Raw genomic sequence first — 25512 nt, forward strand, 5'->3', positions numbered from 1 at the left:
AGGGGTCAACGCCCGTGCCGTAGGGGTGGGCAGGGACCGCCGGCCGCACGCCTCCGCGGGCGCCCGGCTCTTACGGAGTCATGACGTGCCGGTCGCGTCGCCCTGTGCGCGGATGCTCCGCGGCTAGCGTGAAGCCATGCGTGTACTGGTCACCGGCGGTGCCGGGTTCATCGGGTCCCATGTGGTCGAGGCGCTCCGCGCGAGCGGGCACGAGCCGCTCGTGTACGACGTCCGGGAGGACCCCGGCGCGGATGTGCGCAATCCGGCGGCCGTCGCCCGTGCGCTGGCCGGGGTGGACGCGGTCTGCCACCAGGCGGCGATGGTCGGACTCGGCAACGGGGTCGCCGACGCGGCGGAGTACGTCTCCCGCAACGACCTGGGCACGGCCGTGCTGGTCGCGGCCATGGCGGAGGCGAGGGTGCGGCGCCTGGTGCTCGCGGGTTCGATGGTGGTCTACGGCGAGGGCCGGTACACGTGTCCGCGGCACGGGGTCGTACGCCCCGGCCCCCGTGCCGTCGCCGACCTGGACGCGGGCCGGTTCGAGCCGTCCTGCCCGCACTGCGGCGCGGAACTGCGCCCCGGTCTGGTCGGCGAGGACGCCCCGGCCGATCCCCGTAACGTCTACGCGGCGACCAAGCTGGCCCAGGAACATCTGGCCGCGGCCTGGGCCCGCGGCACGGGCGGATCGGCGGTGTCCCTGCGCTACCACAACGTGTACGGCCCCCGGATGCCCCGCGACACCCCGTACGCCGGCGTCGCGTCCTTCTTCCGCTCGGCACTCGCGCGCGGCGAGGCCCCGCGGGTGTTCGAGGACGGGCGGCAGCGGCGGGACTTCGTACATGTGCGGGACGTGGCGGAGGCGAACGTGGCGGCACTGGAGTCGCCGGCCGCCCCGGGCGTCCTCATCGCGTACAACACCGGCAGCGGCCAGCCCCGTACGGTCGGCGAGATGGCGCACGCCCTCGCCGACGCGTACGGCGGTCCGTCGCCCGTGGTCACCGGCGAGTACCGGCTGGGCGACGTACGGCACATCACCGCGGACTCGGCCCGGCTCCGCGCCGACCTCGGGTGGCAGCCCCAGGTCGGATTCGCCGAGGGGATGCGGGAGTTCGCGCGCAACACGCCCTAGGACGCCGCGGGCAGCCGGACCTCGAAGCGGCAGCCGCCGGGGATGTTGTGGACGCTCGCCCGTCCCTGGTGGGCCTCGACGATGCCGCGGACGATGGCCAGGCCGAGGCCCGCGCCCGCCGGCGGGGTGCGGGCGTCGGTGCCGCGCCAGCCGGTGTCGAAGACGCGGGGCAGGTCCTCCTCGGGGATGCCGCCGCAGCCGTCGGTGACCGACAGGACCACCGCGTCGTCGGTGCGTTCGGCGGCGATCGCCACGGTGCCGTCCGGCGGGGTGCGGCGGATGGCGTTGACCAGGAGGTTGCCGAGGACGCGGGTCATCTCCTTGGCGTCCACCTCCACGGGCACGCGTGCGACGCTGTCGCCCACCAGCCGTACCCCGTGTTCCCGGGCGAGCGGGTCGGCGCCCGCGAGTGCGTCGCCGATCAGGTCGTACAGGGAGATCCGGGAGGGGCTCAGCGGCAGGGTGCCCGCGTGGATGCGGGAGAGTTCGAAGAGGTCGCCGACCATGTCGTTGAGGCGTTCGACCTCGGTGCGGATCTGTTTGAGGTAGCGGTCGGGGTCCGTCGCCACGCCGTCCTCCAGCGCCTCCGACATGGCCCGCAGTCCGGCCAGCGGGGTGCGCAGATCGTGCGAGATCCAGGCGACCAGTTCGCGCCGGGACTTCTCCAACGCCCGCTCCCGCTCCCGGGATTCGGCGAGCCGGGCGCTGGTGGTGGCCAGCTCGCGGCTGAGGGCGTCCAGTTCGGCGGTGGCGGGGACGTGCGGGGCGGCGAAGGCACCGGCGTCACCGAAGGAGCGGGCGGCGGCGGTGAGTTCACGGCTGCGGGCGACGACCCAGCGCCCGAGGAGCAGTGCGGTGACCAGGGAGACCACGGCCGCCATCGCGACGACGGTGGTGACCACCGTGAGGTCGTGCGAGGACAGGAACATCGCCCAGGCAACGGCGAGCGTACCGGCGAGCATCGCGCCGACGGCGACCGCCGCGACGACGGCGACGGAGGCGGTCAGCGAGCGGCGCCGGATCAGGCGCAACAGGCCGGCTCCCATGAGCCCGGCGGCCGCGGCGCCGGCGAACGCGTACAGGGCGATGAGCAGGGTGTCACGCATGGTCAGCTCACCGCCGCAGCGGGCTCGAAGCGGTAGCCCACGCCCCAGACCGTCTGGATCAGCCGGGGCCGGGCCGGGTCGTCCTCGACCTTGCCGCGCAGTCTGCGGACATGGACGGTGACGGTGGACAGGTCGCCGAAGTCCCAGCCCCAGACCTCGCGCATCAGGTCCTCGCGGCTGAATGCCCGGCCCGGGTGCCGCAGAAAGAAGGCGAGCAGGTCGAACTCCCTGAGGGTGAGGGCGAGTTCACCGCCGTTCTTGGTGGCCCTGCGGGCGTCGGGGTCGACGGAGAGACCGGCCGTGGCCAGCCGGTGCCCCGTGGTGGCGGCGGGGCGGCTGCGGCGCAGCACCGACTCCACCCGCAGGACCAGTTCACGGGGGCTGAAGGGCTTGGTGACGTAGTCGTCGGCGCCGACCTCCAGGCCCAGGATGCGGTCGTCCTCGTCGCCGCGGGCGGTGAGCATGATGACCGGCACCGGCCCGCGGTCCCGCATCCGCCGGCACACCTCCAGGCCGTCCATGCCGGGCAGCATCAGATCGAGCACCACGAGGTCGGGCCGGTGCGCGGCGGCGCGGGTGAGGGCGGTCGGGCCGTCGTCGGCGCGGTCGACCAGATAGCCGGCGCGGTGCAGATATCCGGTGACGACCTCGGCGACGGTCGGGTCGTCGTCCACGACCAGGATGCGGGCCGCCTCACCTGCGGCTTCGGTCCCGTGGGGCTCGTACGGCGATTGCATGCCTCAAGCGTCCCACCCCCGGGCGCGGCGGTGGCGCGCCGCGGCCCCGGCGTCCGCGTTTCGTAAGGACCGAGAGTCCGATATGCCCGATTGTCGTTCGTAGGGTGAGAACCGTGACGACCACTTCCACGGACGTCGACGTGGTGCTGCCCTGCCTGGACGAGGCCGAGGCCCTGCCCTGGGTGCTCGGCCGGATTCCGGCCGGCTGGCGCGCTCTCGTCGTCGACAACGGTTCCACCGACGGCTCCCCCGACATCGCCCGCGCGCTCGGCGCGACGGTGGTGCACGAGCCGCGGCGCGGCTTCGGTGCCGCCTGCCACGCGGGGCTGACCGCGGCCACGAGCGACATCGTGTGCTTCTGCGACTGCGACGCCTCCCTCGATCCCGCGCTGCTCGTTCCCTTCGTGCAAGAGATCCAGGACGGCGCGGCCGATCTGGTGCTCGGCCGGCGGCGCCCGCAGGGCCGGGGCGCCTGGCCCGCGCATGCCCGGGCGGGCAATCTGGCGCTGGCCCGCATGCTGCGCCGCCGTACCGGGCTGCGCCTGCACGACCTGGGCCCGCTGCGCGCCGCCCGCCGCGAGCCGTTGCTCGCGCTGGGCCTCACCGACCGGCGCAGCGGCTATCCGCTGCAGATGGTCGTCCGCGCGGCCGACGCCGGCTGGCGCGTCACCGAGCACGACGTGCCCTACCGGCCGCGCACCGGCGCCTCCAAGGTGACGGGCACCTGGCGCGGCACCTGGCAGGCGGTGCGGGACATGAGCCGCGTGCTGGCCGAGGCCCCTGCGGGCAGGGAGCTCGTACGGTGACCGCGCTTCTCGTCATCGCCAAGGAACCGCTCCCGGGACGGGTCAAGACCCGCCTCACCCCGCCGTTCACCCCGCGCGAGGCGGCCGGCCTCGCGGCGGCGGCGCTCGCCGACACCCTGCACGCGGTGGCGGCGGCTCCGGCGACCCGGCGTGTGCTCGTCCTCGACGGGGCGCCGGGCCCCTGGCTGCCGCCCGGCTTCGAGGTGCTGCCGCAGTGCGCGGGCGGGCTGGACGAGCGGCTGGCGGACGCCTTCGCCCACTGCTCCGGCCCCGCGCTGCTCATCGGCATGGACACCCCGCAGGTGACGCCGGAGCTGCTCAGTGTGGACTTCGCGGACTGCGACGCGTATCTGGGTCCCGCCGAGGACGGCGGCTTCTGGGCCCTGGGGCTGGCCGAGCCCGATCCCGCGCTGCTGCGCGGCGTGCCCATGTCGACGGCCGAGACCGGGGCGGTGCAGCGGGACCGGCTGCTGGCCGCCGGGCTGCGGGTGCGCGAGCTGCCCCGGCTGCGGGACGTCGACACCGCCGCCGACGCCCGCGCCGTCGCCGCGCTCGCCCCGCACGGGCGGTTCGCCGCCCGGCTGGCCCGCTGTACGACGGCCGGCACACGATGAGCAGCCCGACCGCCACCCGTGCCGCCTGGGCGGCCGCCGACCCGTACGCGACCGCGCTGCGCACCGGCCGTGGCCCGCTGTTCCTGCGCCGTGCCGACGGCTGGCTGCTGCCGCTGGAGGTGGAGCGCTGGTGCGCCGGCGCGGACGCCGTGGACCGGGCGGTGCTGGACCGCTGCGAGGGCGCCGTCCTGGACGTCGGCTGCGGCCCCGGCCGGCTGGTGGCGGAACTCGCCGCCCGCGGCCGTACCGTGCTCGGCGTCGATGTCAGCGAGGCCGCCGTCGACCACACGGTCGGGCTCGGCGGGCAGGCGCTGCGGCGTTCGGTCTTCGAGCCGTTGCCCGGCGAGGGCCGCTGGGACACCGTGCTGCTCATGGACGGCAACATCGGTATCGGCGGGGAGCCGTCCGCGCTGCTCCAGCGGGTGGCGGCGCTGCTGCGTCCCGGTGGTCTGCTGATCGCCGAGACCGTGCCGGGGCATGTGGACGAACGCGCCCGGGTCCAGGTCGTCGACACGATCGGCGCGCCCGAGGACACCGGTGCCCGCTTCCCCTGGGCGCGCCTCGGCACCGCGGCCCTGCTGCGCTACGCACGCAGGGCCGGCTGGCGGCCCGTCGCTCAGTGGGACGCGGGCGGCCGGTGCTTCGCCGCCCTGCGCAGCCGCCAGGCCAGCAGCAGCGCCGAGCCCCCGAAGAGTACGGCGCTGATCAGCAGCCAGCGGGTGAGGAAGCCGTCCGGGGACAGGTTCGTGGCCGACCGGTAGGGCTCGTCCACCATCCCGCTGATCAGCGGGAACCAGACGAGCAGGAGCAGCCCGGACAGCATCGCCGGGACGCGCGCGTACAGCGTCCAGCCGCGCCGTCCGGCCGCCCCCAGGCCGCGGGTGACCGCACGGTCGGCCAGCGAGTACAGCGGCACCAGGACGAGGTCGTGCAGCAGGGCGGCGCCCACGATCCACAGCGCCACCCCGAGCCGGTCGCCGGCGAGCAGCCGGATCCCGGCGTAGGCGGCGAGCGCGAACGAGCAGGCGAGCAGCAGCAGTTGGAGGGGGCTGCCGAGGGGCATGCGGCGCGGCCGCCGCAGAACGGAACCCAGAGGTACACGGTGCGGCATCACAGGTCTCCGAAGGTCAGTCGGGCCACCCACTTGGTGTTGAGCACACCGGGTGCCGCGGGCACGATGATCCGCGCCGGGTGACCGTGGTCGGGGGAGAGTTCCTCGCCGTTGACGGACAGGGCGAGCAGGGAGCGTTCGTCGGCGACCTGGTTGGCGCGCAGCGCCGCGCGGCGGAAGGCACCGTGCCGTTGCAGGGACTCCACGAACACGTCCGGCGGATCGCCGTCGTAGCCGACGAGTGCCGCGAGGTCGCGCAGCCGCACCCCGCGCCACCACTGGTCGGCGGTCGACCAGCCCTCCACACAGGCGATGGGCAACGACGCGCTGTGCTGCGGCAGTTGCAGCAGCTGGGCGCGGCTGAGCCGAACGGTCCCGCTGCGGCCGGTCACCACGAGCCGCCAGGCGTCCGGATGGGTGTCGGCCGCGGTGATGCCGGCGTAGGCGGCGGTCTTGTTGATCTGGAAGCCGTTCGGGCCGCCGCCGGGATCGGCCGTGCCGTGCGGCGCGAGCAGGGCCGTCCGGCGGAAGGGCCCGCCGAGGCTCTGTCCGACCGTGGTCAGGAACAGCAGCAGGGAGCCGCCGCCGACCAGCCACAGCGCGCCGCGCCGGGAGACGGTGGGCGGCGCGGGGCGCGGGGTGACCAGGTCGCTCTGTTCGTGCAGTCGCCCGCGTACGGCGCGCAGCGCGGTCGGCGTCCTGAGCGCGGCGTGGGCGAGGAAGGCGGCGAAGAACACCCAGGCGCCGTAGAAGTGCAGCGGGTAGAACGAGCCGGGGAAGACATAGTCCAGCTGGACGTTGAGCACCCCGGTGGTGAACTCGAACAGACCGCCGCCGACCAGCAGCAACAGCGAGACGCGCTCCAGTGCGTGCGCCACGGACCGGGCCGGCGGCAGGGTGAAGAGCCTCGGCACCACCGACCACAGCTTGGCCAGCAGGACGGGGATCAGGGTGATGCCGAGCGTCACATGGACGCCCTGGGTGAGCCGGTACAGCCACACCGGGCCGGTGGGCCAGGCGAACAGATAGAAGCCGAGGACGCCCTTGTCCGGTGTCTGGTCGTTCACCGGGGACAGGCCCGGGTTGTACGCGGCGTACGACACCAGACCGGTCACGAACAGCACCGTGATGCCGATGAGCAGGACGAGGCCGAGCACCGAGGTGAGCCAGGGGCCGCGCAGCGGGCTGCGCCAGAACCCCGGGGAGATGGGGAGAGGGGGATGGTCGCGCATGTCCCGACCGTAGGCCTGGACACCCCCGGAGAAGGGGCCGCGACCTGTGACGAAATGCTGACGTTTCACCCGTGCTGAGCCGGATGCCAGCAGTTGACCGGTTCCGCGGCCTAGCGTTCCGGTGTGACTCGATCCATCCGCCGCGACCTGTACGCCGCCGGTGCCGCCACCCTGCTCGTGACCGTGGCCGTCCTCGTCGGCCGGCACATCCAGGACACCCGCCACACCCTGTTCGTGCACTGGCCGCCGGTGTTCGCCGAGTGGGACCCGCATGTCGGGCCGGGTACCCCGGCGGCTGTGGCGGTGGCGGCGGCCACCGTGGCGTACGGCCCCCGTGTCGCGGCCCGGCTGCCCTGGCGCGCCCTGCTCGCGGCGGCCTGGGCGGGCGCCGTGGCCTGGATCCTGTCCCTGGCCCTGATCGACGGCTGGCACCAGGGCATCGCGGTCCGGCTGACCACCCGCAACGAGTACCTGCGGGTCATCGGCCGCTTCCACGACATCCCGGCCGCCCTGCGCGACTTCACCCACCACATCGTCAGCGGCACCCCGGACCCCTGGCCCGCCCATATCGCCGGGCATCCGCCGGCCGCCACGCTCACCTTCGTCCTGCTGGACCGGATCGGGCTCGGGGGCGGTGGCCGGGCCGGGATGTGGTGCATCGTCGTGGGCGCCACGGGCTGCGTGGCCGTGCTGATCGCGCTGCGCGCACTGACCGACGAGGAACTCGCCCGCCGGGCCGCGCCGTTCCTGGTGCTGGCCCCGGCCGCGGTGTGGCAGGGCGTGTCCGCCGACGGCTATTTCGCGGCCGTCGCCGCCTGGTCCGTGGCCCTGTTCGCCCTGGCCCTGACCCGGCGGTCCCACGTCTGCGCGGCGGCCTCGGGGCTGCTGTCCGGCCTGACCTGCTATCTCTCCTACGGCCTCACGCCGTTCGCGCTGATCGGGGCGGCGGTCGCCGTACTCGCCCGCTCGGGGCTGCGGGAACGCCCCACCCTGCTGCTCGCGCTGCTCGCCGGACTGGCCGTGTTCCCCGTGCTGTTCACGCTCGCGGGATTCGACTGGTGGCAGGCCTACCACCTTCTTGTCACGCGCTACTACCAGGGCGTCGGCGGCACCCGCCCTTACGGCTACTGGGTCTGGGCCAATCTGGCCTGCACGGTCCTGATCACCGGCCTGGCCACGGCGGCGGGCCTGCGGCGGGCGACCGCGACGCTGCTGCCCGGCACCGACCGCGCCCGGACACCGGCCGGGACACGGCCGGCGGTGCTCGTCTGTGCCGCGCTGCTCGCCCTGCTGGTGGCCGACCTGTCCGGCATGAGCAAGGCGGAGACGGAACGCATCTGGCTGCCCTTCGCCCTCTGGCTCCTCCCCGCCTGCGCCCTGCTCCCCCGCCCCCGTGGCTGGCTCACCGCCCAGGCGGTGCTCGCCCTGCTCCTCAACCATCTGCTGCTGACGGGGTGGTGAGACGGGGCGGGTGTGGCTGAAATCGCGTACTGGTGCGGAACGTGCCACTGCCACTTCGCTGTACGGAAACGGCAGGAAGGACAAGGGATGGACTTCGGCAGCGTCGATCGGCGGCGGTTTCTGGGGACGGCGGCGGCAGGACTGGTGGCCGGCGCGTCCGGGCGGGCGGCGGCGGCCGTGGGGGCGCCGGACGCGCCGGACGCCCAGGCCGACCACGCCGGGCAGGTGCTCACGTACACCCGGATGACCGGGGGTTCGGTCACCGGCAGCCGCGCCGGCGGCGCGTTGATCGCCGAGGTGCAGGGGGTGCTGTGGCGGGTGCCCCGTGACGGCGGACAGGCCGTGCGGCTGACGGACTGGGAGCTGGAGGCGACCCGTCCCGCGCTGTCCCCGGACGGCAGGACGCTGGCCGTGTGCGGCTATCGCGGGGGCGGCTTCCATCTGTGGACGCTGCGCCCGGACGGCGGCGGGCTGCGGCAGGTGACGGACGGGCCCTGGGACGACCGCGGGGTGGCCTGGTCGCCGGACGGCACCCGGCTGGCCTTCTCATCCGAACGCGGCGGCGACGCCACCACCGGTTCGTCCTACGGGCTGTGGGTGCTCGACCTAGGCGACGGCCGGCCGCGCCGGGTCACCGGCGGCGACCACGAGGACTACGATCCGGCCTGGTCGGCCGACGGCCGGTCGCTGGTGTGCGTACGCGCCGCCCACACACCGGGCGGCGGCAACGACGGCGGCCTCTCGCTGGTCCGGGTGCCGCTCGCCGGAGGCCCGGCGGAGGTGCTGCGTACGGTGACCAGCGGCCGGCTGGTGTGCCCGTCCGTGTCACTTTCCGGCCGTATCGCGTATGTGCATCTGACCGGCGCGGGCACCCCCGGGCTGCCCGCCGACGCGGCGCGGCTGATGGTCGACGGCGAGGTCGTCACGGCGGACGAGGACCTGGCGGCCGCCCCGCCGTGCTGGCTGAGCGAGGACGAGCTGCTGTACGCCGGTGACGGCCAGATCCGCGTCCGCTCACTGTCCGGTTCCTCCGTGCGGGAGGTGCCCTTCACCGCGCGGATGCCGGTGCCCGATCCGGCCCCGCGGCGGCGCCGGCGTCCGCTCGCACCGCAGCGCCCGGCCCCGGTGCGGGGGCTGCACCGGCCGGCCCTGTCACCCGACGGACGCAGCGTGGCCTTCGTGGCGCTGAACGCCCTGTGGCTGATGCCGGTCGGGGGCACACCGCGCAGGCTGCGCCAGGCGGCCGACACCCACTTGCTGCAGATGCCGGCCTGGGCGCCGGACGGGCGCAGCGTGCTGTACTGCACGGACCAGGACGGGCTGGTGGCCGTACACCGTCACCACCTGGACGGCGGCGCCGACGAGCCGCTGACCGAAGGCGGCCGGCTGTATCCCGCGCTGTCCCCGGACGGCACCCGGCTGGCCTGCCAGGACCTGACCGGGAACCTGCTGGTGCGCACCCTGGCCACGGGCGCCGAGCAGCAGCTGGCCCGGCCGCTGGCCACCGACGGGCCGCCCGGCGCCCCGACCTGGTCGCCCGACGGCCGGTATGTGGCCTTCTGCGACCGCAACCGGCTCAACCAGCGCTTCCGCGAGGGATACAACCTCATCCGCGTCATCGACACCCGCACCGGCGGCGAACGACGTCATCTGCCCGCCGAACACCAGTCGTTGTCCGACCGGGTCGCCTCCGGGCCGGTATGGTCCCCCGACGGCCGCTGGATGGCGCTGGTGACCGAGTCGGCGCTGTCGCTGCTGCCGGTGACGGCGGACGGCACCCCGGCCGGCCCCGCCCGCCTGTTCACCGACGAGCCGGCCGACCATCCCAGCTGGTCCGCGGACTCCGGCACCCTGCTCTACCTCTGCGACGGCCGGCTGCGCCGGCTCTCCCTCGCCACCGCGCGGGCCCACACGCTCCCGCTCCGCCTGACCGCCGGGCGCGCCGCGGGCGACTCCCCCGAGCCGCTGCGCGTCCACGCCGGTCAGCTGTGGGACGGCACCGGCGCGCCGCCACGGCACGACGTCGACATCCTCATCACCGGCCGACGCATCACCGCCGTCGAACCGCATCGCTCCCGCCGCCCCGGACACCGCACCCTGGACGCCTCGGACCGTACGGTCGTGCCCGGTCTCTTCGACAGCCACACCCACCCGTATCCGGCCACCTACGGCGCCCGGCAGAGCCTCACCGCGCTCGCGTACGGCATCACGACCACGGCGTGTCTGGGCAGTCCGCTGTACGAGGCGGTACGGCTCCGCGAGGCGGCCGCCGCCGGGGAGCTGCGCGGACCGCGGCAGCTCGCCTGCGCCGAACTCCTCGACGGCGCGCGTACCGCGTACAGCATGGGCCGCGCCCATCGCACCCGCGAGGGTGTCCGGCGCACGCTGCGGCGCGCCGCCGCCCTGGACGTCGACTTCGTGAAGACCTATGTGCGGGCCCCGGGCGAGGTCATGGCCGAGGCCGCGGAGGCCGCCCGCGCGCTCGGCGTGCCCAGCGGCAGCCATCTGTGCTCCCCCGGCCGGGCGGCGGGCCAGAGCCTGACCACCCATCTGCAGGCCACCCAGCGCCTGGAGTTCGGGCATGCCACCAGCCCGCTCGGGCGCATCGGCCAGGATCTCGTGGAGCAGTACGCCGACGGGTCCTTCGCGCTGGTCATCACGCCGTTCACCGCGCAGATCCTGCTCGCCGCCGACCCCCGGCTGGCCGAGGATCCGCGGGTGACACAGCTCATGCCGCCCTGGGACGTCGCCGTGGTCCGCGAGCACGCCCGGACCGCGCCCACCGACGCCCAACAGCGCGCCCTCGCCACCGAGATGGCCGACTACCGGCGGCTGGCGGATCACGGCGCCACGATCGCCCTGGGCACCGACGCGCCCCTGGTCCCGGTCGGCCTCTCCGTGCATCTGGTGTTGCGCGCCCTGCACGCCCACGGCTTCAGCCCCGCCGAGGCCCTGCACAGCGCGACCAGCGTGCCGGCCCGTCTGCTCGGTCTCGACGCGGATCTCGGCACGGTGGAGGCGGGCAGGATCGCCGATCTCACGATCGTCGAGGGCGATCCGTTCGCCGACTTCGACACCCTCGTCGACATCCCGGTCGTGGTCCGCGAGGGAGTCCCCCACGAACAGGGGGATCTGACGTCCCTCCACGGGGCGGACCGGTCCGCCCGCGCCGCAGAACACGAACCTCCGAGCGGGATGACATGGCTGGAGGTGGCCGAGCACTTCCGGCAGGGGGCGTGCTGTCATCCCGGCACGATCGGCGAGTAGGACGGCGTCAGTCGGACACTGCGTCAGCCGGCCGCATCGCCGTCCTCGACGGCGGTGCGGTCGGCGAGCCGCTCGTAGCGCTGGCGGGCGGCCTGCGGGGTGCCGAGGCCGAGGCCGAAGGCGATGTCGGGCCAGGTCATCCCCCGGCCCCGCGCCATCTGCAGCAGCCCGGCCTCCAGTTCGTCCAGCTCCGCCCGCACCAGCGGTACGAGACTCAGCGCGGCCGTGATGTCGGCCCGGTCCACCTCCGGTTCGCCGTCCTCCGCCAGCGCGGCCCCGCTGAGCAGGAACGACACCAGCCGGACGGCCTCGTGCGGGCCGAGCAGCGACGGATTCGTCTGCCGCCGCCGCTGCGCGTCCGTCGCGGCGTGCCGCTCGGCGATGCGCAGCAGCGAGGCGTACACCCGCTGGGCGCGCGCCTGCTCCGGCTGCGGGGGTGTGAAGGGGTCGGTGTGATCAGCGGTGGATGCCATGCGTGCAGTGTGGGATCACACACAATATGACGTCAACTGATTATGATGAACAACCTGTTCATTCCTCGCGCTTCAGCACAGCGGCACGGCCTCAGGACACCGGCGCGGTGATCTCCCGCTTCAGGATCTTGCCGCTCGGCCCCATCGGCAGCGCATCCGTCAGCCAGAGCAGGCGCGGGTACTTGTAGGCGGCGACCCGGTCCCGGACGAACCGCTGCAACTCCTCGGTGTCCGCCGCGGCTCCCGGACGCAGGACCACCGCGGCCGCCACCTCCTCGCCGAGCCGCTCGTCGGGCACCGCGACGACCGCGGCGAGGGCGACGGCGGGGTGCTCGTGCAGCACCTCCTCGATCTCCCGCGGGTAGACGTTGTAGCCGCCGCGGATGATGAGGTCCTTCTTCCGGTCGACGATGAACAGATAGCCGTCCTCGTCGCGGCGCGCCATGTCGCCGGTGCGCAGCCAGCCGTCGGGGACGGCGGCGGCCGTCTCCTCGGGACGGTGCCAGTACTCCTTCATCACGTTCGGCCCGCGCACGGCCAGTTCACCGACCTCGCCCGGGGCGACGTCCCGGCCGGCGTCGTCGAGCAGCCGGACCTCGACGTCGCGGATGGGGGTGCCGACGGAGCCGGGCTTGCGCGGGCGGTCGGGGTGGTTGAAGGAGACGACCGGGCTGGTCTCGGACATGCCGAAGCCCTCCAGCACCATGCAGCCGAAGCGCCGCTCGAACCCGTGCAGGACCTCCACCGGCAGGGAGGCGCCGCCCGAGATGCACATGCGCAGGCTGGACACGTCTGCCGCGCCCGCGCCCTGGTGCTGGAGCAGCGCCGCGTACATCGTGGGGACGCCCTCGAAGACGGTGGCCCGGTCGCGGGCGATGGCGTCGAGCACGGTCTGCGCGTCGAAGCGGGGGACGAGGGTGAGGGACGCCCCGCTGTGCACGGCGACGTTCATGGTGCAGGTCTGCCCGAAGATGTGGAACAGCGGCAGACAGCCCACGATCACGTCGTCGGAGGTCAGCCGCTGGACCTCGGCGACATTGACCTCGGTGTTGTGGCGGAGCCCGGCGTGGGTGAGTGCGGCGCCCTTGGGCCGGCCGGTGGTGCCCGAGGTGTAGAGCAGGACGGCGATGTCGTCCCCGGCCGTGGCGGTCACCTCGAACTGCGGCTCCAGGCGGGCCAGTTCGGCGGCGAAGGCGGCCGGTTCGACCGCCAGGTGCCGCACCCCGGCGGCGTTCGCTCCCGCGGCGCCCTCGCCGGGCGCCTGGTGCCATTCGAAGAGCAGCACGGCGCCGGAGTCCCGCAGGTGGTACTCGGTCTCGCGCTCCTTCAGCAGCGGGTTCATCGGCACCACGATGCCGCCGGCGCGCAGGACCGCGTAGTACAGGACGACGAACTCGGGCACGTTCGGGAGCATCAGCGCGACTCGGTCGCCGGTGCGCAGGCCCTCGGTGCGCAGCAGCGCGGCGGCCTGGGCGCTCAGCCGGTCCAGCTCCGCGTAGGCCGTGGTCGCCGCGCCCAGGCGCAGCGCCGGGGCGTCGGGCCGGCGTCGCGCCGTGTCCACCAGAAAGTCCGCCAGATTGGCCATGATGCCTCCTCGCACCCCTGCTCACCGCGCCCCCGGGTCCCGTCGCGGGCGCTCACGGCATGCTCGCGTGCGGTGACGCGGGCGTCCATGGCGGCACCCACAGTCCGCACGCCCCCACTTTGTTCCCAGGAACAAACTTGGCGCCGTACGCTGCACACATGGGTCTGCAGAATGTGGGCGCCGCGTTGCGGGTGCGCCTTCCCGAGCTGGGTGAGCGGATGGCCGAACGCATCCGCGCGGAGGTCGAGTCGTACGCGGACGAGTCGCTCATCCCCTTCTCCTCGCTCAGGGAGTCCTGCGAGGACAACGCCGATCTGCTGCTGGGGCGCTTCGCCCACGGCGCCGAACCCGACGTGGGAGCCGCCCTGCAGACCGGGCGGATCCGTGCCGAGCAGAGCGTTCCGCTCGCGGACACCCTGCACGCCTATCGGGTCGGCTTCGAGCTGTTCTGGTCGGAGATGGTCGAGGAGGCGCACCGGCATCCGGAGGTGACGGACGCCGAGCTGGTGGCCGGTTCCTCGGAGATCTGGGCTCTGTTCGGCCGGTACGCGGAGGCCGTGGCGGCCGCCTATCGCGAGGCCAGCGCGGAGCTGGCGCTGCAGCGCGAGGCCCGCCGCTCGGCCCTGGCGGAGGCGCTGTTCACGGGCGCCCTCGCGGATCGTACGACGCCGTGGGAGGCGGCCCGCCAGCTCGGTCTGCCGGAGCGCGGCCCGTACGCGGTCGTGGCCGCGGCGGTCCCGGATCCCGGCCAGGAGCCGCTGCCCGGCATCGAGACCGCGCTGCGCCGCTTCGGGGTGCCGTCGGTGTGGCGGCTGCTGCCGGACCAGCAGATCGGGCTGGTCTCGCTCCAGCATCGGGACGCGGAGAAGATGGGCCTGCGGGCGCTGCGCCGACGGCGCGCCCGGGTGGGCGTCAGCCCCCGGTTCGACACCCTGCGCGAGACCCCGCAGGCGCTGCGGTTCGCCCGGCTGGCCCTGGCCGGGCTGCCCGGCGCGGGCCCGGGCGTCTCCCGGTTCGACGACAGTCCGCTGGCGATGCTGGTCGCGGCGGCCCCGGCGGAGTCGAGCCGGCTGGTCGAGGTGACCCTGGGTCCCCTGCTGGCGCTGCCCGAGGCGGAGCGCGCACGGCTGCTGCAGACCCTGGGGCACTGGTTCGGCTCGGGCGGTGTGGCCGCCGAGGCCGCGGAACGGCTCTTCGTCCATCCCAACACCGTGCGCTACCGGCTGCGCCGCATCGAGGAGGTGACCGGGCACGCGCTCACCGACCCGATCGCCGTCGCCGACCTGGGCGCGGCGCTGTACGCCCTGCGCCTGCTGCCTTCCTGAGGAGGCGGGCGGGCCCTGACTCCCGCTCAGATCCGGCCAGTCGGGCCATGAGATTGACACCAGGAGCCAGTCCTCTACGGTGGATGCTCGCACAGCATGTCGCACAACATTCGATATTTCGAACGAACGTCAGCGGGGCGGGAGACCGGGACCCTCCTCCCCCAGCCATCGACATGCGGAGGACTTCGTGACCCCACCCCTTGGCAGACGGTCCTTCCTCACCGTGGCCGGCGCGGCCGCCGCGGCTCTCACGGTGACGGACGGCACCCTCGCCCAGGCAGCACCCCGCCCCGGCGGATCACCCCACCCCAGCGGATCGCCCCGCACGCAGGCCGGCCGTGTGGCGCCGTTCCCGCTCACCGCGGTGACCCTGCTGGCCGGGCCGTTCCGGGACAACCAGCTGCGCAACACCGCCTATCTGCGCTTCGTCGACATCGACCGGCTGCTGCACACCTTCCGGCTCAACGTCGGCCTGCCCAGCACCGCCGAGCCCTGCGGCGGCTGGGAGGCGCCGACCGTCGAACTGCGGGGGCACTCCACCGGCCATCTGCTCTCCGGTCTCGCCCTCACCTACGCGAGCACCGGCGACACCGCGCTGCGCGACAAGGGCCGCCGGCTCGTCGCCGCCCTGGCCGCGTGCCAGGCCGCCTCGCCGTCGGCGGGATACGGCAAGGGGTATCTCTCGGCCTTCCCGGAGAGCTTCTTCGACCGGCTGGAGGCCGGGACGGGCGTCTGGGCGCCGTACTACACCTTGCACAAGATCATGGCAGGACTGGTCGACCAGTACCGGCTGGCCGGGAACGAGCAGGCCCTCGACGTGGTGCTCCGGCTCGGTGCCTGGGTCGACACCCGTACCGGGAAGCTGAGTTACCCGCAGATGCAGAGGGTGCTGGAGACCGAGTTCGGCGGCATGAACGACGTACTCGCCGATCTGCACGCCCTCACCGGCGACACCGGCTGGCTGCGGGTGGCCGAACGCTTCACCCACGCCCGGGTCTTCGATCCGCTGGCCGCCGGGGAGGACCGGCTCGCGGGGCTGCACGCCAACACCCAGATCCCGAAGATGGTCGGCGCGCTGCGCCTGTGGCAGGAGGGCCTGCCCGAGCGCTACCGCACGATCGCCGCGAACTTCTGGCGGATCGTCACCGACCACCACTCGTACGTCATCGGCGGCAACAGCAACGGCGAGGCCTTCCACGAACCGGACGTGGTCGCCGGCCAGTTGTCCAACGGCACCTGCGAGAACTGCAACAGCTACAACATGCTCAAGCTGACCCGGCTGCTGCACTTCGAGGATCCCGACCGCACGGACCTGCTCGACCACTACGAACGCACCCTGTTCAACCAGATGCTGGGCGAGCAGGACCCGGACTCCGCGCACGGCTTCAACATCTACTACACGGGCCTCGGCCCCGGCTCCTTCAAGCAGCAGCCGTCCTTCATGGGCACCGACCCGAACGCCTACTCCACGGACTACGCCAACTTCTCCTGCGACCACGGCACCGGCATGGAGACACAGGCGAAGTTCGCGGACACGATCTACACGCACGACGAACGGCGGCTGCTGGTCAATCTGTTCGTCCCGTCCGAGGTGCGCTGGCAGGAGCAGGGGATCACCTGGCGGCAGTCCACCCGGCTGCCCGACTCCGCCTCGACCCTCCTCACCGTGACGGCCGGGTCCGCGAGCCATGAGCTGCGGATCCGGGTCCCGGGCTGGGCCTCGGGCGCGCGTGTCGCGCTGAACGGCCGTACGCTGCCTGACCGTCCGGCGGCGGGCGGCTGGCTGAGCCTCTCGCGGGCCTGGCGGACCGGTGACCGGGTCGAGGTCAGCCTGCCGATGCGTACGAGGGTGGAGGCGGCGCCCGACGACCCGGACGTACAGGCCGTCCTGCACGGTCCGGTGGTGCTGGCCGGGGCGTACGGCACCACGGCGAGCCGCTGGATGCCACGCCTTGACACCTCCTCCGTCCGGCAGACGTCGGCCGATCCGCTGCGGCTCACCGCGACCGCCGACGGCGAGACGGTCCCGCTGCTGCCCATCGCCCGCGTCCACCACCAGTACTACAACGTGTACTGGCTGACCGGCCGGCCCCCGTCCCCTCCCCCGGAGTTCGCCGCCTGGTACCGCTTCGACGAGACCTCCGGCAGCACGGCGGCCGACGCCACCGGCAACGGCAGGGCGGCGACGCTCGCGGGCGGGGCCGCCCGGGCCCAGGGCCACATCGGCGGGGCCGTGGCCCTGGACGGCACGGACGGTCATGTCGCGCTCGCCGAGGACCTGCTCGCCGGGGCGTCCGCCTACTCGGTGGCGACCTGGGTCGACCTGGCCGGACAGCCGGCCACCTGGAGCCGGATCTTCGACTTCGGCACCGGGGTGAGCGCCAATATGTTCCTGACCCCGCGGAGCGACTCGGGCACCCTGCGCTACGCGATCACCACGGGCGGCGGAGGCGAGGAACAGCGCATCGACGCCGATCCGCTGCCGACCGGCCGCTGGGCGCATGTGGCGGTCACCTACGGCTCCGGCACCGCCGTACTGTATGTCGACGGCCGCGAGGCGGGCCGGAACACGGCGGTCACCGTCGAACCCCGATACTTCGGCAACCACATCCGCGCCGCGTACATCGGCAGGTCCCAGTACCCGGACCCGTATCTGAAGGCGGCGGTCGACGACTTCCGCGTCTACGGCAGGACGCTCACCGCGGCCGAGGTCGCGGCGCTGGCCCGGACCGCCAGATGATCACCTCGGTGCTGGGGGCCCGTTCGGAGAACAGGCCCCCGGCCGAGGCCCGCACCAGCAGACGGCGCAGATCCGTCTCGAACGCCTCCCGGTGCGGGCCGAACAGATGCGGGGCCGCATACGACAGCGAGAACGTCCAGGCCACCACGTCGTCCACGGCGCGCCGCAGTTCCTGTCCGCCGGGGACGACATGGCGCTCGGGGCCGAGGAAACCGGCGCCGGCCAGCACCGCCGCCTCACCGCCGGGCGTGCCGTGCGGCAGCAGCCCGCGGCCGGCCCGCCGGACCGGGCCCAGGTAACGCCTGACCAGCTCCTCGATGTCCCCGTAGGGCACCGCCGGACACGGCAGACCCCGGGCCGTACGGGACTCGGTCTTCAGGTCCGACAGATGGACCAGCGCCCCGCCGGGCCGCAGCATGCCGCGCACGGTCCGCGCCACCCGCTCGCGGTCCGTCCAGTGGAAGGACTGGGCGAACACGGCGACGTCGAACAGCCCCAGGCCCGCCGGGAGTTCCTCGGCACGCATCCGCACCCAGCGGGTCCTGGCGGCCACCCCCGCGGCGACGGCCCCCTTCGTGGCCTCGGCGATCAGTCCGGTGTCCGGGTCGAGCCCGACGGCCTCACGGAACAGCGGTGCGAGCGGGATCGTGACGGTCCCGGGCCCACAGCCCACATCGAGCAGCCGTCCGTGCCCGTCGGCGGCCAGCGCCTCGGCCAGCAACGGCACCAGCCCCGGGGCATACGGCAGCCGGCCCCGGGCGTAGTGGGGGGCCGTCCCCTCGAAGAGGGTCTCGTCCCACTGCCAGTCGCTCATCGTCGATCCCCGTCCTTCCCCCGGGCCGCTTTTGAACACGTTCAAATCTACGGCTACGCTGTGCGCACCGAACGAGGGGGCTCGATGAAAATAGTTCTGCCCGGTGGAACCGGCCAGGTCGGCACGATTCTCGATCGTGCGCTGACGGCGGCCGGCCATGAGGTCACCGTCCTGACCCGGCATCCGGTGGGAGCGCGGCAGGTCGGCTGGGACGGGGTCACGCCCGGCCGGTGGACCGAGGTGGTCGACGGCAGCGATGTCGTGATCAACCTGGCCGGACGCAGTGTCTCCTGCCGCTACACCGCCGAGAACCTGCGCGCCATGATGGATTCGCGGGTGGACTCGGCCCGGGTGGTCGGGGAGGCGATCGCCGCCGCCGCACGGCCACCGCGGGTGTGGCTGCAGATGAGTACGGCGACGGTCTACGCCCACCGCTTCGACGCGCCGAACGACGAGGCGACGGGGGTGATCGGCGGCTCGGAGGCCGGAGTGCCGGACTACTGGGCCTTCAGCGTCGACATCGCGAAGAACTGGGAGCGGGCGCAGGCCGAGGCCTCGACGCCGGCGACCCGGAAGGTGGCGCTGCGCTCGGCGATGGTGATGAGCCCGGACCGGGGCGGGGTCTTCGACCATCTGCTGACGCTGGCCCGGCTGGGGCTCGGCGGGCCGGTGGCAGGCGGTGCGCAGTACGTGTCCTGGATTCATGACGAGGACTTCGTGCGCGCGGTGGAGTTCCTGATCGACCGGGACGACATCACCGGGCCGGTGAACCTCGCCGCCCCCTGCCCGCTCCCGCACCGGGACTTCATGCGGGCGCTGCGCACGGCCTGGGGCGTCCCCGTGGGGCTGCCGGCCACACGCTGGATGGCCGAGCTGGGCGCGTTCGCGGTGCGCACGGACACGGAGCTGCTGCTCAAGAGCCGCCGGGTGATCCCGGGCCGGCTGCGGGAGGCCGGGTTCGGCTTCACGTACCGGTCATGGGAGCCGGCCGCCCTGGACCTCGCGCAGCGGGTGAGGTTGTCCCGTCGGGCCCCTCGCGGCCGGGTGGCCGCGAAGCCGTCTCACTCCTGACGGAAGTGGCTCGCCCGGCCGTCGACCGTCACCAGCCGGCCCAGCCGTGCGGCCCTGGTGCGGGGCATCAGCGTCCAGGTGCCGTCCGCCCGGTGCAGGGCGGCCGAGTGCCAGGGGGTGGTCCAGGCGTCCGGCGCGTCCAGGAGGCGGATGCCGAACTTCTCGGCGCCGGCCGGCTGGGGATGGATGGACAGCCGTACGGCGGCCGGATGGTGTGCGGCGATCAGGGTCCCCCAGGCGCGGCTGCGCTGGAGGACGCCGTACGCCCGCTGCCGGCACGCGCGTTGGAGGGCCGAGCGGGTGCCCGGGAAGTCGGGGGTGTCCTCGACGAGGAAGCGGGTGATGCCCCGGTACAGGGCGCGCACCTGGTCGTCGGCGTGCACCTCGGCTCGCAGCGCCTCGACGGCGGGCGCGTGGTGCTGGTGGACATGGGCGCGTTTGCGGTCGTGGGGCAGATCGCCGAGCACGTCGCGCAGGTCGAAGACGGACAGCCGGGTGAGACCCAGGCCGGCGATGAGGCCGCGCAGTTCGTCGGCGTACGCGTCGATGCGGTGGTCGGGGACGTGGATGACATCGCCGAAGACATGTCCGTCGGAGCAGATGACGATGCGGGCGCCGGGCGGGTGGATCCGCTCGATGTCCGTGCAGAGCCGGTGCAGGAAGCGGAGGGAGCGGCGATACGGCGCAGGTGGTGCGGGAACGCCGCGGCGGGCGCGGGGCCCGGGTCGGTGGTGCGATGGTGGGGCAGGAGCAGGCTCAGGATCGCGGCGCTGACGCTCGTGATGCGCTGGTCCGGCGGGTCGTCAGGGGAACGGGCATACGGGTCTCCGAAGAGCGTGAGGACGGGGCGGCAGGGGTGGCTCCCGGGTCACAGACGGCGGTCGTAGCCGGCCGGCAGATGGCCGGTGCCGCGGCCGAGGACCGCCGGGATCCACTCGATCTCCGCGTCCTCGACGGCCAGGTGGAGGCCCGGCAGCCGGGCCAGGAGCGTGCCGAGGGCGATCTGGAGTTGGGCGCGGGCGAGCGCGGCGCCGGGGCAGAAGTGGATGCCGTGGCCGAAGGCGAGATGCGGGTTGGGGGTGCGGCCGAGGTCGAGGGTGTCGGGGTCGAGGAAGCGGCGCGGGTCGCGGTTGGCGGCGCACAGGGAGACGATCACGGAGTCGCCGGCCGGGACCCGGGTGCCGTGCAGATCGCTGTCCGCGTCGAAGAAGCGCCAGGTGGTCAGCTCGAAGGCGCTGTCGAAGCGGAGGAGTTCCTCGACCGCACGGGGCAGCAGGGCGGGGTCCGCACGGAGCCGGGCGAGCTGGGCCGGGTTGCGGAACAGGGCGATCAGGGCGGTGGTGATCTGGTCGGTGACCGGCTCCTGGCCCGCGACCAGCAGCTGGAAGATCATCGAGTCCAGCTCCTGTGGGGACAGTTCACCCCGGTCACGGGCCGCGACGAGGCGGCCGAGGAGCTCGTCGACGGACACGGATCTTTACTTGAACTTACAAGCACTCGCTGTATCGTGCCTATGCTTCAAACTTGAACCATCAGCACGACGTTCCTCGGGAGGACGCCATGCGCGTCGCGATCACCGGGTCCACCGGACTCATCGGCTCCGCTCTCACCCGCTCACTGCTGGCCGACGGCCACCAGGTCGTCCGGCTCGTCCGCGACCGGTCCGCCGCCGCCCCACGGGACGGCAGCGCGGCCGCGCACTGGGACCCGGTCGCGGGCCGGGTCGAGCCCGGCGCCCTGGACGGCGCCGACGCCGTCGTGCACCTGGCCGGCGCGGGGGTCGGCGACAAGCGGTGGACCGCCGCCTACAAGCGGGAGATCCACGACAGCCGGGTACGCGGCACCGACACCGTCGCGCGCGCCTGCGCCGCTGCCGCCCGTCCGCCGCGCGTCCTGGTGTCCGCGTCCGCCACCGGCTTCTACGGCGACACCGGTGAACGGACCGTCGACGAGGGCGAGTCCGCCGGGAGCGACTTCCTGGCCCGCGTCTGCGTCGACTGGGAGGCTGCGACCGACCCGGCCCGGCAGGCCGGCATCCGCGTGGTCCACCCGCGCACCGGTCTGGTCGTCTCCGCCCGGGGCGGCGCCTTCGGACGTCTCCTCCCGCTGTTCCGCCTCGGACTGGGCGGCCGACTCGGCTCCGGTGACCAGTACTGGCCCTTCATCTCGCTGCCGGACCACATCGCGGCGCTCCGCTTCGCCCTCGGTACCGGGGAACTCTCCGGGCCCCTCAATTTCACGGCCCCCGAGCCGCTCACCAACCGCGAGGTGACCCGGGCGCTGAGCCACGCCCTGCGCCGACCGGCGTTCGCCGCCGTCCCCGCCTTCGCCCTGCGCACGGCGCTCGGCGAGTTCGCCGCGAGCATCACGTGCAGCGCACGTGTCGTACCGGCCGCGCTGCACAAGGCGGGGTTCGCCTTCTCCCACCCCACCATCGACGGAGCCCTCGACTCGGCGCTGCGACCGGCCGGTTGACGAGGTGGAGGAGCGGGCCGAGTGCCTTGCCCGCCCCTGGAAGCGGACAGCATGCCCCGGGTGGTGCCGGGTGCGGGAACGGCCGCCGCGCGGGACGATGGTCGTCCGGGTGCCGGTCGACGGGGCCCGGCGGACGAAGGTGACGAGGAGGTTGCCGTGTGCCGGCTGTTCGGACTGATCAGCTCTCCACTGCGCACACACGCCATGTTCTGGCTGCTGGACGCCCCCGACAGCCTGAGCGCACAGAGCCACCGCGAACCGGACGGCACCGGGCTCGGGTACTTCGACGCGGACGGCACCCCGGAGGTGCACAAGGCGCCGATCGCCGCCTATGAGGACCGCGCCTTCGCCGAGGAGGCCCGGGATGTGGAGTCGGCCACGTTCCTGGCACATATTCGGTACGCCTCCACCGGCGGGCTGGATGTGCGCAACACACACCCCTTCACGCAGCAGGGGCGGCTGTTCGCACACAACGGTGTGATCGAGGGGCTCGACGCGCTCGACCGGCAGCTGGGCGAGGACCGCTCGCTGGTGCGCGGCGACACCGACTCCGAGCGTTTCTTCGCCCTGGTGACACGCGAGACCGCGGCACAGGGCGGGGATGTGTCCGCGGGCCTTGTGTCCGCGGCACGCTGGGTCGCCGGGAACCTCCCCCTGTATGCCCTGAACATCATCCTCGTCACCGCCCGGGAACTGTGGGCCCTGCGCTATCCCGCCACTCATGAGCTGTATGTCCTGCGCCGCCCGGCCGGCGGCCACGAGGGTGCGCGGCACCTGGACCACACCGGCCGCAACGGACGTCTGCGGGTGCGCTCGGCACACCTGGGCGACGCCCCGTCCGTCGTCGTGGCCAGCGAGCGCATGGACGAGAGCCCGCACTGGCGGCTCATGGAACCCGGCGAACTGCTCCACGTCGGCCCCGAGTTGGAGGTGGCCTCCCGCATCGCCCTGCCCGATCCCCCGGCCCACCCGCTGACCCTGTCCGACCTCCGCCCCGACGCGGCGGCCTCCCAGCGCCCGTCGTAACCGGACGGGGCAGTGACCGGACTCACGACCTCATAACTTGCGCAACCCTTAAACTGTCAGCCGTGGAGACTACCGAAGTGACGGGTTGGGAGACCGCCGTACTCACCGGCGGGCCGGCGAACGGGCTGCGGATCAAGGTCTCCGACCGGCCGCGCGTGATCCAGGTGACCCGCCCCTGCCCGGTCGAGGCCGCACCGCCCGACGGCGTGCGCGCGGAGGCGGTGTATCTGTACCGCCGGGACTACACCGTCACCACCGAGCCTTTGCGGTACGGCTTCGACATCGCCAGCCCCTGACCGGATCGCCGGCCCCGACCGGATAGCCGGCCCGACTGGACCGGCGGTCGCGGTTCAGTCGGCCGGCCTGCCCTCCGCCACGGGAGCGGCGGACGGCTGCGCCTCGTCGTCGGTCTTCATGGCCTTGGCCTCGCTCTTGAGGATGCGCATGGACTTGCCCAGTCCACGGGCGGCCTCGGGCAGCTTCTTCGAGCCGAACAGCACGATGACGACGATCGCCAGGATCAGCAGGTGCCAGGGTTCCAGTCCGTTGCGGAGCATCGCGCCCGCCCCTCTCTCATTTGCGGCCTTGCGCAACTGTACAGCCGGTGCACCGGGTCGGTCGCCCCGGTCAGGCGTCGGAATCGGGCTTGCCGCGCGCCGCCGCGTATGCCTGGGTCGGCGTCATGGACACGCCATTGACGGTGACCGTCTTGTAGGGGCTGACCTTGGCGCAGGTCTTGGCCTGATCGGCGGTGGAGGCATGCGCGTTGGAGACCGCGGCGTGGGTGTCGGCGGGCGCCGGTGCGGAATTGCCGCCCGGGAAGCTGGTGCCGCTCGGCCAGTCGCCGCCGATCACCAGGGTCAGGCCGGTGCCGGTGCCCTGCTTCAGATGCGTGGAGGACAGACCCAGCGCCTTGGCGACGGTCTGTGCCTGGCCCTTCTGGTCGGCGCCGTAGGTGAGCGTGGTGGCCGTGGCGGGGCTCGGCGCGTTGGCCGTGGTCGTGGCGGAGCTGAAGCCCTGGTCGGTCAGCGCGGACGCGATCTCCGAGGCACGCCCGGTGACCGCGGTGCCGTTCTCGACCGTGACGGCGATCTGCGCGGCCGGCACGGCCGGGGCCGTGGCCTTCGCGGTCACCGAGGCGGCCGCGGACTTCTTGCCGGAACCGTCCGTCAGCGGCTGGTCGTTGGCGATCGTGGCGAACAGGCTCTTGGCGCCGGGGCCCACCACCACCCGGTCCTTGTCACCCGGGTCGGCGGCCGTCTGCATCGTCGTGAACGTCATCCGCTTCGTCGGCACCTTGTTCACGTCCGACGCGAGCGAGATCAGCTTCTTCACGGTGCCCAGGCCGTCGTCCACGGTCAGCGCCTTGGTCGCGGCGTCGGCCAGGCCGTAGACCGCGGCGGGGTCGGTGAGCGTGCCCGCGCTCTTGAACTTGCGGATCATCGAGCTGAGGAAGATGTGCTGGGTCGTCGTACGGCCGAGGTCGCTTCCGTCGCCGAAGCCGTGCCGGGAGCGGACGAACTCCAGCGCCGCGTCGCCCTTGAGGGTGTGGTTGCCCTTGGACAGCTTCAGGTGCGAGTAGGTGTCGTAGACGTCGTCGCTGACACAGACGGAGACACCGCCGATCGCGTCGGACATCTGCACGACGCCGGAGAAGTCGAGTTTGACGAAGTGGTCGATCGGGATGCCGGTGAGCTGGTGGACGGTGGCCACCTGGCAGGCGGGGCCGTACTGCAGCGCGCTGTTGATCTGGCCGTAGTAGCCGGCCGTGGACTGACCCGAGTCACTGTCCTGGCAGGCCGGGACCTTGGTCATGGTGTCGCGGGGGATGCTCATCACCGTCGCGTTGGAGCGGTCGGCGGATATGTGCACCACCATCTGCACATCCGCGTTGCTGCCGGTCTGCACCCCGGTCCGCGAACAGCCGCCGCCGAGCTTGCAGTCGGCCGCGCTGGTGCGGCCGTCCGAGCCCATGACAAGGATGTTGATCGGGGTGCGGCCGAAGGCGTCGGCCTTCTCGGTGCCGCCCTTGCCGTCGAGCGAGACGCTGTGGATGTTGCCGTTCAGGTGCTCGTAGAACCACCAGCCCGCGCCGGCCGTGACCACGATGATGACCGACAGGCTGATCCCGAGGATCTTCAGCACCTTGCGGGCGCGGCCCGGCTGACGGCCCCGGTGCGCACGCTTGCCGACGCGGGAGCGGGCGGCGGCCCTGGCCGCCGCCCGGCCGCCCGACGGGCGCGCCCCGTCGGGCTCGGCCGCTCGCTGTCCGGGTACCCGCGCGCTACGGCTGCGCGTGGCCTGCCCGGAGGGCCCGTCCCACGGGTCGCTCATCTCCCACTCCCATGAACGGTCGGGCCCCTCGGTCCGGGCCATGGGGTGTACGGCCCGGCCCGTGCGGCGATGTACGGGCGGGCGGAGCGGGCTGCTCCGCCTTGCTTGCGTAATTGCGCAATCTAACAAATCAGCTGCCCGAACAGCACAGACGCACACATGATTCACAGGTGAGGCATCTCATGGAACCGTACGGTCCGGGGCGG

At 73.3% G+C, this 25512-nt stretch carries 21 protein-coding genes and 1 pseudogene; 12 read left to right on the forward strand and 10 right to left on the reverse strand.

The window, feature by feature from the left end; genetic code table 11:
- Positions 1-136: 136 nt before the first annotated feature.
- Positions 137-1129 carry an NAD-dependent epimerase/dehydratase family protein gene (locus tag IE277_RS19705; RefSeq protein ID WP_189954189.1) on the forward strand — a complete coding sequence of 331 codons (993 nt, stop codon included), beginning with the start codon at positions 137-139 and terminating at the stop codon, positions 1127-1129.
- Here IE277_RS19705 and IE277_RS19710 read toward each other — a convergent pair.
- Both IE277_RS19710 and IE277_RS19715 read right to left on the reverse strand, forming a co-directional pair.
- On the reverse strand, positions 1126-2235 hold the full coding sequence (locus tag IE277_RS19710) for a sensor histidine kinase (RefSeq protein ID WP_189954191.1): 1110 nt from the start codon (positions 2233-2235) through the stop codon (positions 1126-1128). The two genes, IE277_RS19705 and IE277_RS19710, sit on opposite strands and share 4 nt — an antisense overlap.
- A 2-nt stretch (positions 2236-2237) precedes the next feature.
- The gene (locus tag IE277_RS19715; RefSeq protein WP_189954194.1) at positions 2238-2972 is read right to left on the reverse strand and encodes a response regulator transcription factor; all 735 of its coding nucleotides are present in this window, start codon (positions 2970-2972) and stop codon (positions 2238-2240) included.
- 104 nt (positions 2973-3076) lie between these two features.
- Between IE277_RS19715 and IE277_RS19720 the strand changes: the two genes are divergently transcribed.
- The 3 genes from IE277_RS19720 to IE277_RS19730 are packed head-to-tail and all read left to right on the forward strand — an operon-like array spanning position 3077 to position 5153.
- The gene (locus IE277_RS19720) at positions 3077-3778 is read left to right on the forward strand and encodes a glycosyltransferase family 2 protein (protein WP_189954195.1); all 702 of its coding nucleotides are present in this window, start codon (positions 3077-3079) and stop codon (positions 3776-3778) included.
- On the forward strand, positions 3775-4392 hold the full coding sequence (locus IE277_RS19725) for a TIGR04282 family arsenosugar biosynthesis glycosyltransferase (RefSeq protein ID WP_189954197.1): 618 nt from the start codon (positions 3775-3777) through the stop codon (positions 4390-4392). Before IE277_RS19720 ends, IE277_RS19725 begins: the two co-directional genes overlap by 4 nt.
- Positions 4389-5153, forward strand: a complete 765-nt coding sequence (locus tag IE277_RS19730; RefSeq protein ID WP_189954199.1) for a class I SAM-dependent methyltransferase — start codon at positions 4389-4391, stop codon at positions 5151-5153. Before IE277_RS19725 ends, IE277_RS19730 begins: the two co-directional genes overlap by 4 nt.
- Positions 5154-5502: 349 nt before the next feature.
- Here IE277_RS19730 and IE277_RS19735 read toward each other — a convergent pair whose 3' ends face one another.
- Positions 5503-6735: a molybdopterin-dependent oxidoreductase gene (locus tag IE277_RS19735; RefSeq protein ID WP_189954201.1), complete on the reverse strand. Its 1233-nt coding sequence runs from the start codon at positions 6733-6735 to the stop codon at positions 5503-5505.
- A 123-nt stretch (positions 6736-6858) separates the two neighbouring features.
- Here IE277_RS19735 and IE277_RS19740 point away from each other — a divergent pair, with 123 nt between their 5' ends.
- Both IE277_RS19740 and IE277_RS19745 read left to right on the forward strand, forming a co-directional pair.
- Positions 6859-8196: a hypothetical protein gene (locus tag IE277_RS19740; RefSeq protein ID WP_189954203.1), complete on the forward strand. Its 1338-nt coding sequence runs from the start codon at positions 6859-6861 to the stop codon at positions 8194-8196.
- Between the two features lie 87 nt (positions 8197-8283).
- On the forward strand, positions 8284-11463 hold the full coding sequence (locus IE277_RS19745; protein WP_189954205.1) for an amidohydrolase family protein: 3180 nt from the start codon (positions 8284-8286) through the stop codon (positions 11461-11463).
- Between the two features lie 23 nt (positions 11464-11486).
- Here the strand turns inward: IE277_RS19745 and IE277_RS19750 are convergent, their stop codons facing one another.
- Positions 11487-11936 carry a DNA-binding protein gene (locus IE277_RS19750; RefSeq protein ID WP_189954207.1) on the reverse strand — a complete coding sequence of 150 codons (450 nt, stop codon included), beginning with the start codon at positions 11934-11936 and terminating at the stop codon, positions 11487-11489.
- 91 nt (positions 11937-12027) lie between these two features.
- Positions 12028-13521: a long-chain-fatty-acid--CoA ligase gene (locus IE277_RS19755; RefSeq protein WP_189954208.1), complete on the reverse strand. Its 1494-nt coding sequence runs from the start codon at positions 13519-13521 to the stop codon at positions 12028-12030.
- A 158-nt stretch (positions 13522-13679) separates the two neighbouring features.
- On the opposite strand from IE277_RS19755, the gene IE277_RS19760 reads away from it, so the two are divergent.
- Positions 13680-14846 carry a PucR family transcriptional regulator gene (locus tag IE277_RS19760; protein WP_229881806.1) on the forward strand — a complete coding sequence of 389 codons (1167 nt, stop codon included), beginning with the start codon at positions 13680-13682 and terminating at the stop codon, positions 14844-14846.
- A gap of 187 nt (positions 14847-15033) precedes the next feature.
- Positions 15034-17586: a beta-L-arabinofuranosidase domain-containing protein gene (locus IE277_RS19765; RefSeq protein ID WP_189954210.1), complete on the forward strand. Its 2553-nt coding sequence runs from the start codon at positions 15034-15036 to the stop codon at positions 17584-17586.
- Here IE277_RS19765 and IE277_RS19770 read toward each other — a convergent pair.
- Positions 17543-18400 (reverse strand): class I SAM-dependent methyltransferase, encoded by an 858-nt coding sequence (locus IE277_RS19770; RefSeq protein ID WP_189954212.1) that lies wholly within the window; start codon positions 18398-18400, stop codon positions 17543-17545. The two genes, IE277_RS19765 and IE277_RS19770, sit on opposite strands and share 44 nt — an antisense overlap.
- An 84-nt stretch (positions 18401-18484) precedes the next feature.
- On the opposite strand from IE277_RS19770, the gene IE277_RS19775 reads away from it, so the two are divergent.
- A complete protein-coding gene (locus tag IE277_RS19775) occupies positions 18485-19471 on the forward strand; it encodes a TIGR01777 family oxidoreductase (RefSeq protein ID WP_189954214.1) in 987 nt (328 codons plus the stop codon).
- On the opposite strand, the gene IE277_RS19780 is transcribed toward IE277_RS19775, so the two are convergent.
- Together IE277_RS19780 and IE277_RS19785 are read right to left on the reverse strand one after the other, a co-directional pair.
- Entirely contained in the window at positions 19462-20130 is a 669-nt protein-coding gene (locus IE277_RS19780) for an L-tyrosine/L-tryptophan isonitrile synthase family protein (RefSeq protein ID WP_308433408.1), read from the reverse strand. The two genes, IE277_RS19775 and IE277_RS19780, sit on opposite strands and share 10 nt — an antisense overlap.
- A 209-nt stretch (positions 20131-20339) precedes the next feature.
- Positions 20340-20933: pseudogene (locus tag IE277_RS19785) on the reverse strand (cytochrome P450); the annotation flags it as partial.
- A 98-nt stretch (positions 20934-21031) separates the two neighbouring features.
- On the opposite strand from IE277_RS19785, the gene IE277_RS19790 reads away from it, so the two are divergent.
- The 3 genes from IE277_RS19790 to IE277_RS19800 all read left to right on the forward strand — a co-directional run bounded on the left by IE277_RS19790 (position 21032) and on the right by IE277_RS19800 (position 23268).
- Positions 21032-21946, forward strand: a complete 915-nt coding sequence (locus IE277_RS19790; RefSeq protein ID WP_189954455.1) for a TIGR01777 family oxidoreductase — start codon at positions 21032-21034, stop codon at positions 21944-21946.
- Between the two features lie 156 nt (positions 21947-22102).
- On the forward strand, positions 22103-22972 hold the full coding sequence (locus tag IE277_RS19795) for a class II glutamine amidotransferase (protein WP_189954216.1): 870 nt from the start codon (positions 22103-22105) through the stop codon (positions 22970-22972).
- 62 nt (positions 22973-23034) lie between these two features.
- On the forward strand, positions 23035-23268 hold the full coding sequence (locus IE277_RS19800) for a hypothetical protein (protein WP_189954218.1): 234 nt from the start codon (positions 23035-23037) through the stop codon (positions 23266-23268).
- Between the two features lie 54 nt (positions 23269-23322).
- Here IE277_RS19800 and tatA read toward each other — a convergent pair whose 3' ends face one another.
- A complete protein-coding gene (tatA, locus tag IE277_RS19805) occupies positions 23323-23529 on the reverse strand; it encodes a Sec-independent protein translocase subunit TatA (RefSeq protein WP_189954220.1) in 207 nt (68 codons plus the stop codon).
- Positions 23530-23599: 70 nt separating this feature from the next.
- A complete protein-coding gene (locus IE277_RS19810) occupies positions 23600-25306 on the reverse strand; it encodes an LCP family protein (RefSeq protein ID WP_229881808.1) in 1707 nt (568 codons plus the stop codon).
- Between the last annotated feature and the right edge of the window lie 206 nt (positions 25307-25512).

The sequence above is a fragment of the Streptomyces alanosinicus genome (assembly GCF_014650595.1).
Taxonomy (GTDB): Bacteria; Actinomycetota; Actinomycetes; order Streptomycetales; family Streptomycetaceae; genus Streptomyces; species Streptomyces alanosinicus.

What these genes read in the sequence shown, in the direction of transcription:
- IE277_RS19810 (WP_229881808.1), bottom strand. Translation starts at nt 25,306, where the DNA reads ATGAGCGACCCGTGGGACGGGCCCTCCGGGCAGGCCACGCGCAGCCGT.
- IE277_RS19750 (WP_189954207.1), bottom strand. Translation starts at nt 11,936, where the DNA reads ATGGCATCCACCGCTGATCACACCGACCCCTTCACACCCCCGCAGCCG.
- IE277_RS19755 (WP_189954208.1), bottom strand. Translation starts at nt 13,521, where the DNA reads ATGGCCAATCTGGCGGACTTTCTGGTGGACACGGCGCGACGCCGGCCC.
- IE277_RS19705 (WP_189954189.1), top strand. Translation starts at nt 137, where the DNA reads ATGCGTGTACTGGTCACCGGCGGTGCCGGGTTCATCGGGTCCCATGTG.
- IE277_RS19735 (WP_189954201.1), bottom strand. Translation starts at nt 6,735, where the DNA reads ATGCGCGACCATCCCCCTCTCCCCATCTCCCCGGGGTTCTGGCGCAGC.
- IE277_RS19790 (WP_189954455.1), top strand. Translation starts at nt 21,032, where the DNA reads ATGCGCGTCGCGATCACCGGGTCCACCGGACTCATCGGCTCCGCTCTC.
- IE277_RS19710 (WP_189954191.1), bottom strand. Translation starts at nt 2,235, where the DNA reads ATGCGTGACACCCTGCTCATCGCCCTGTACGCGTTCGCCGGCGCCGCG.
- IE277_RS19760 (WP_229881806.1), top strand. Translation starts at nt 13,680, where the DNA reads ATGGGTCTGCAGAATGTGGGCGCCGCGTTGCGGGTGCGCCTTCCCGAG.
- IE277_RS19715 (WP_189954194.1), bottom strand. Translation starts at nt 2,972, where the DNA reads ATGCAATCGCCGTACGAGCCCCACGGGACCGAAGCCGCAGGTGAGGCG.
- IE277_RS19770 (WP_189954212.1), bottom strand. Translation starts at nt 18,400, where the DNA reads ATGAGCGACTGGCAGTGGGACGAGACCCTCTTCGAGGGGACGGCCCCC.
- IE277_RS19775 (WP_189954214.1), top strand. Translation starts at nt 18,485, where the DNA reads ATGAAAATAGTTCTGCCCGGTGGAACCGGCCAGGTCGGCACGATTCTC.
- IE277_RS19745 (WP_189954205.1), top strand. Translation starts at nt 8,284, where the DNA reads ATGGACTTCGGCAGCGTCGATCGGCGGCGGTTTCTGGGGACGGCGGCG.
- tatA (WP_189954220.1), bottom strand. Translation starts at nt 23,529, where the DNA reads ATGCTCCGCAACGGACTGGAACCCTGGCACCTGCTGATCCTGGCGATC.
- IE277_RS19730 (WP_189954199.1), top strand. Translation starts at nt 4,389, where the DNA reads ATGAGCAGCCCGACCGCCACCCGTGCCGCCTGGGCGGCCGCCGACCCG.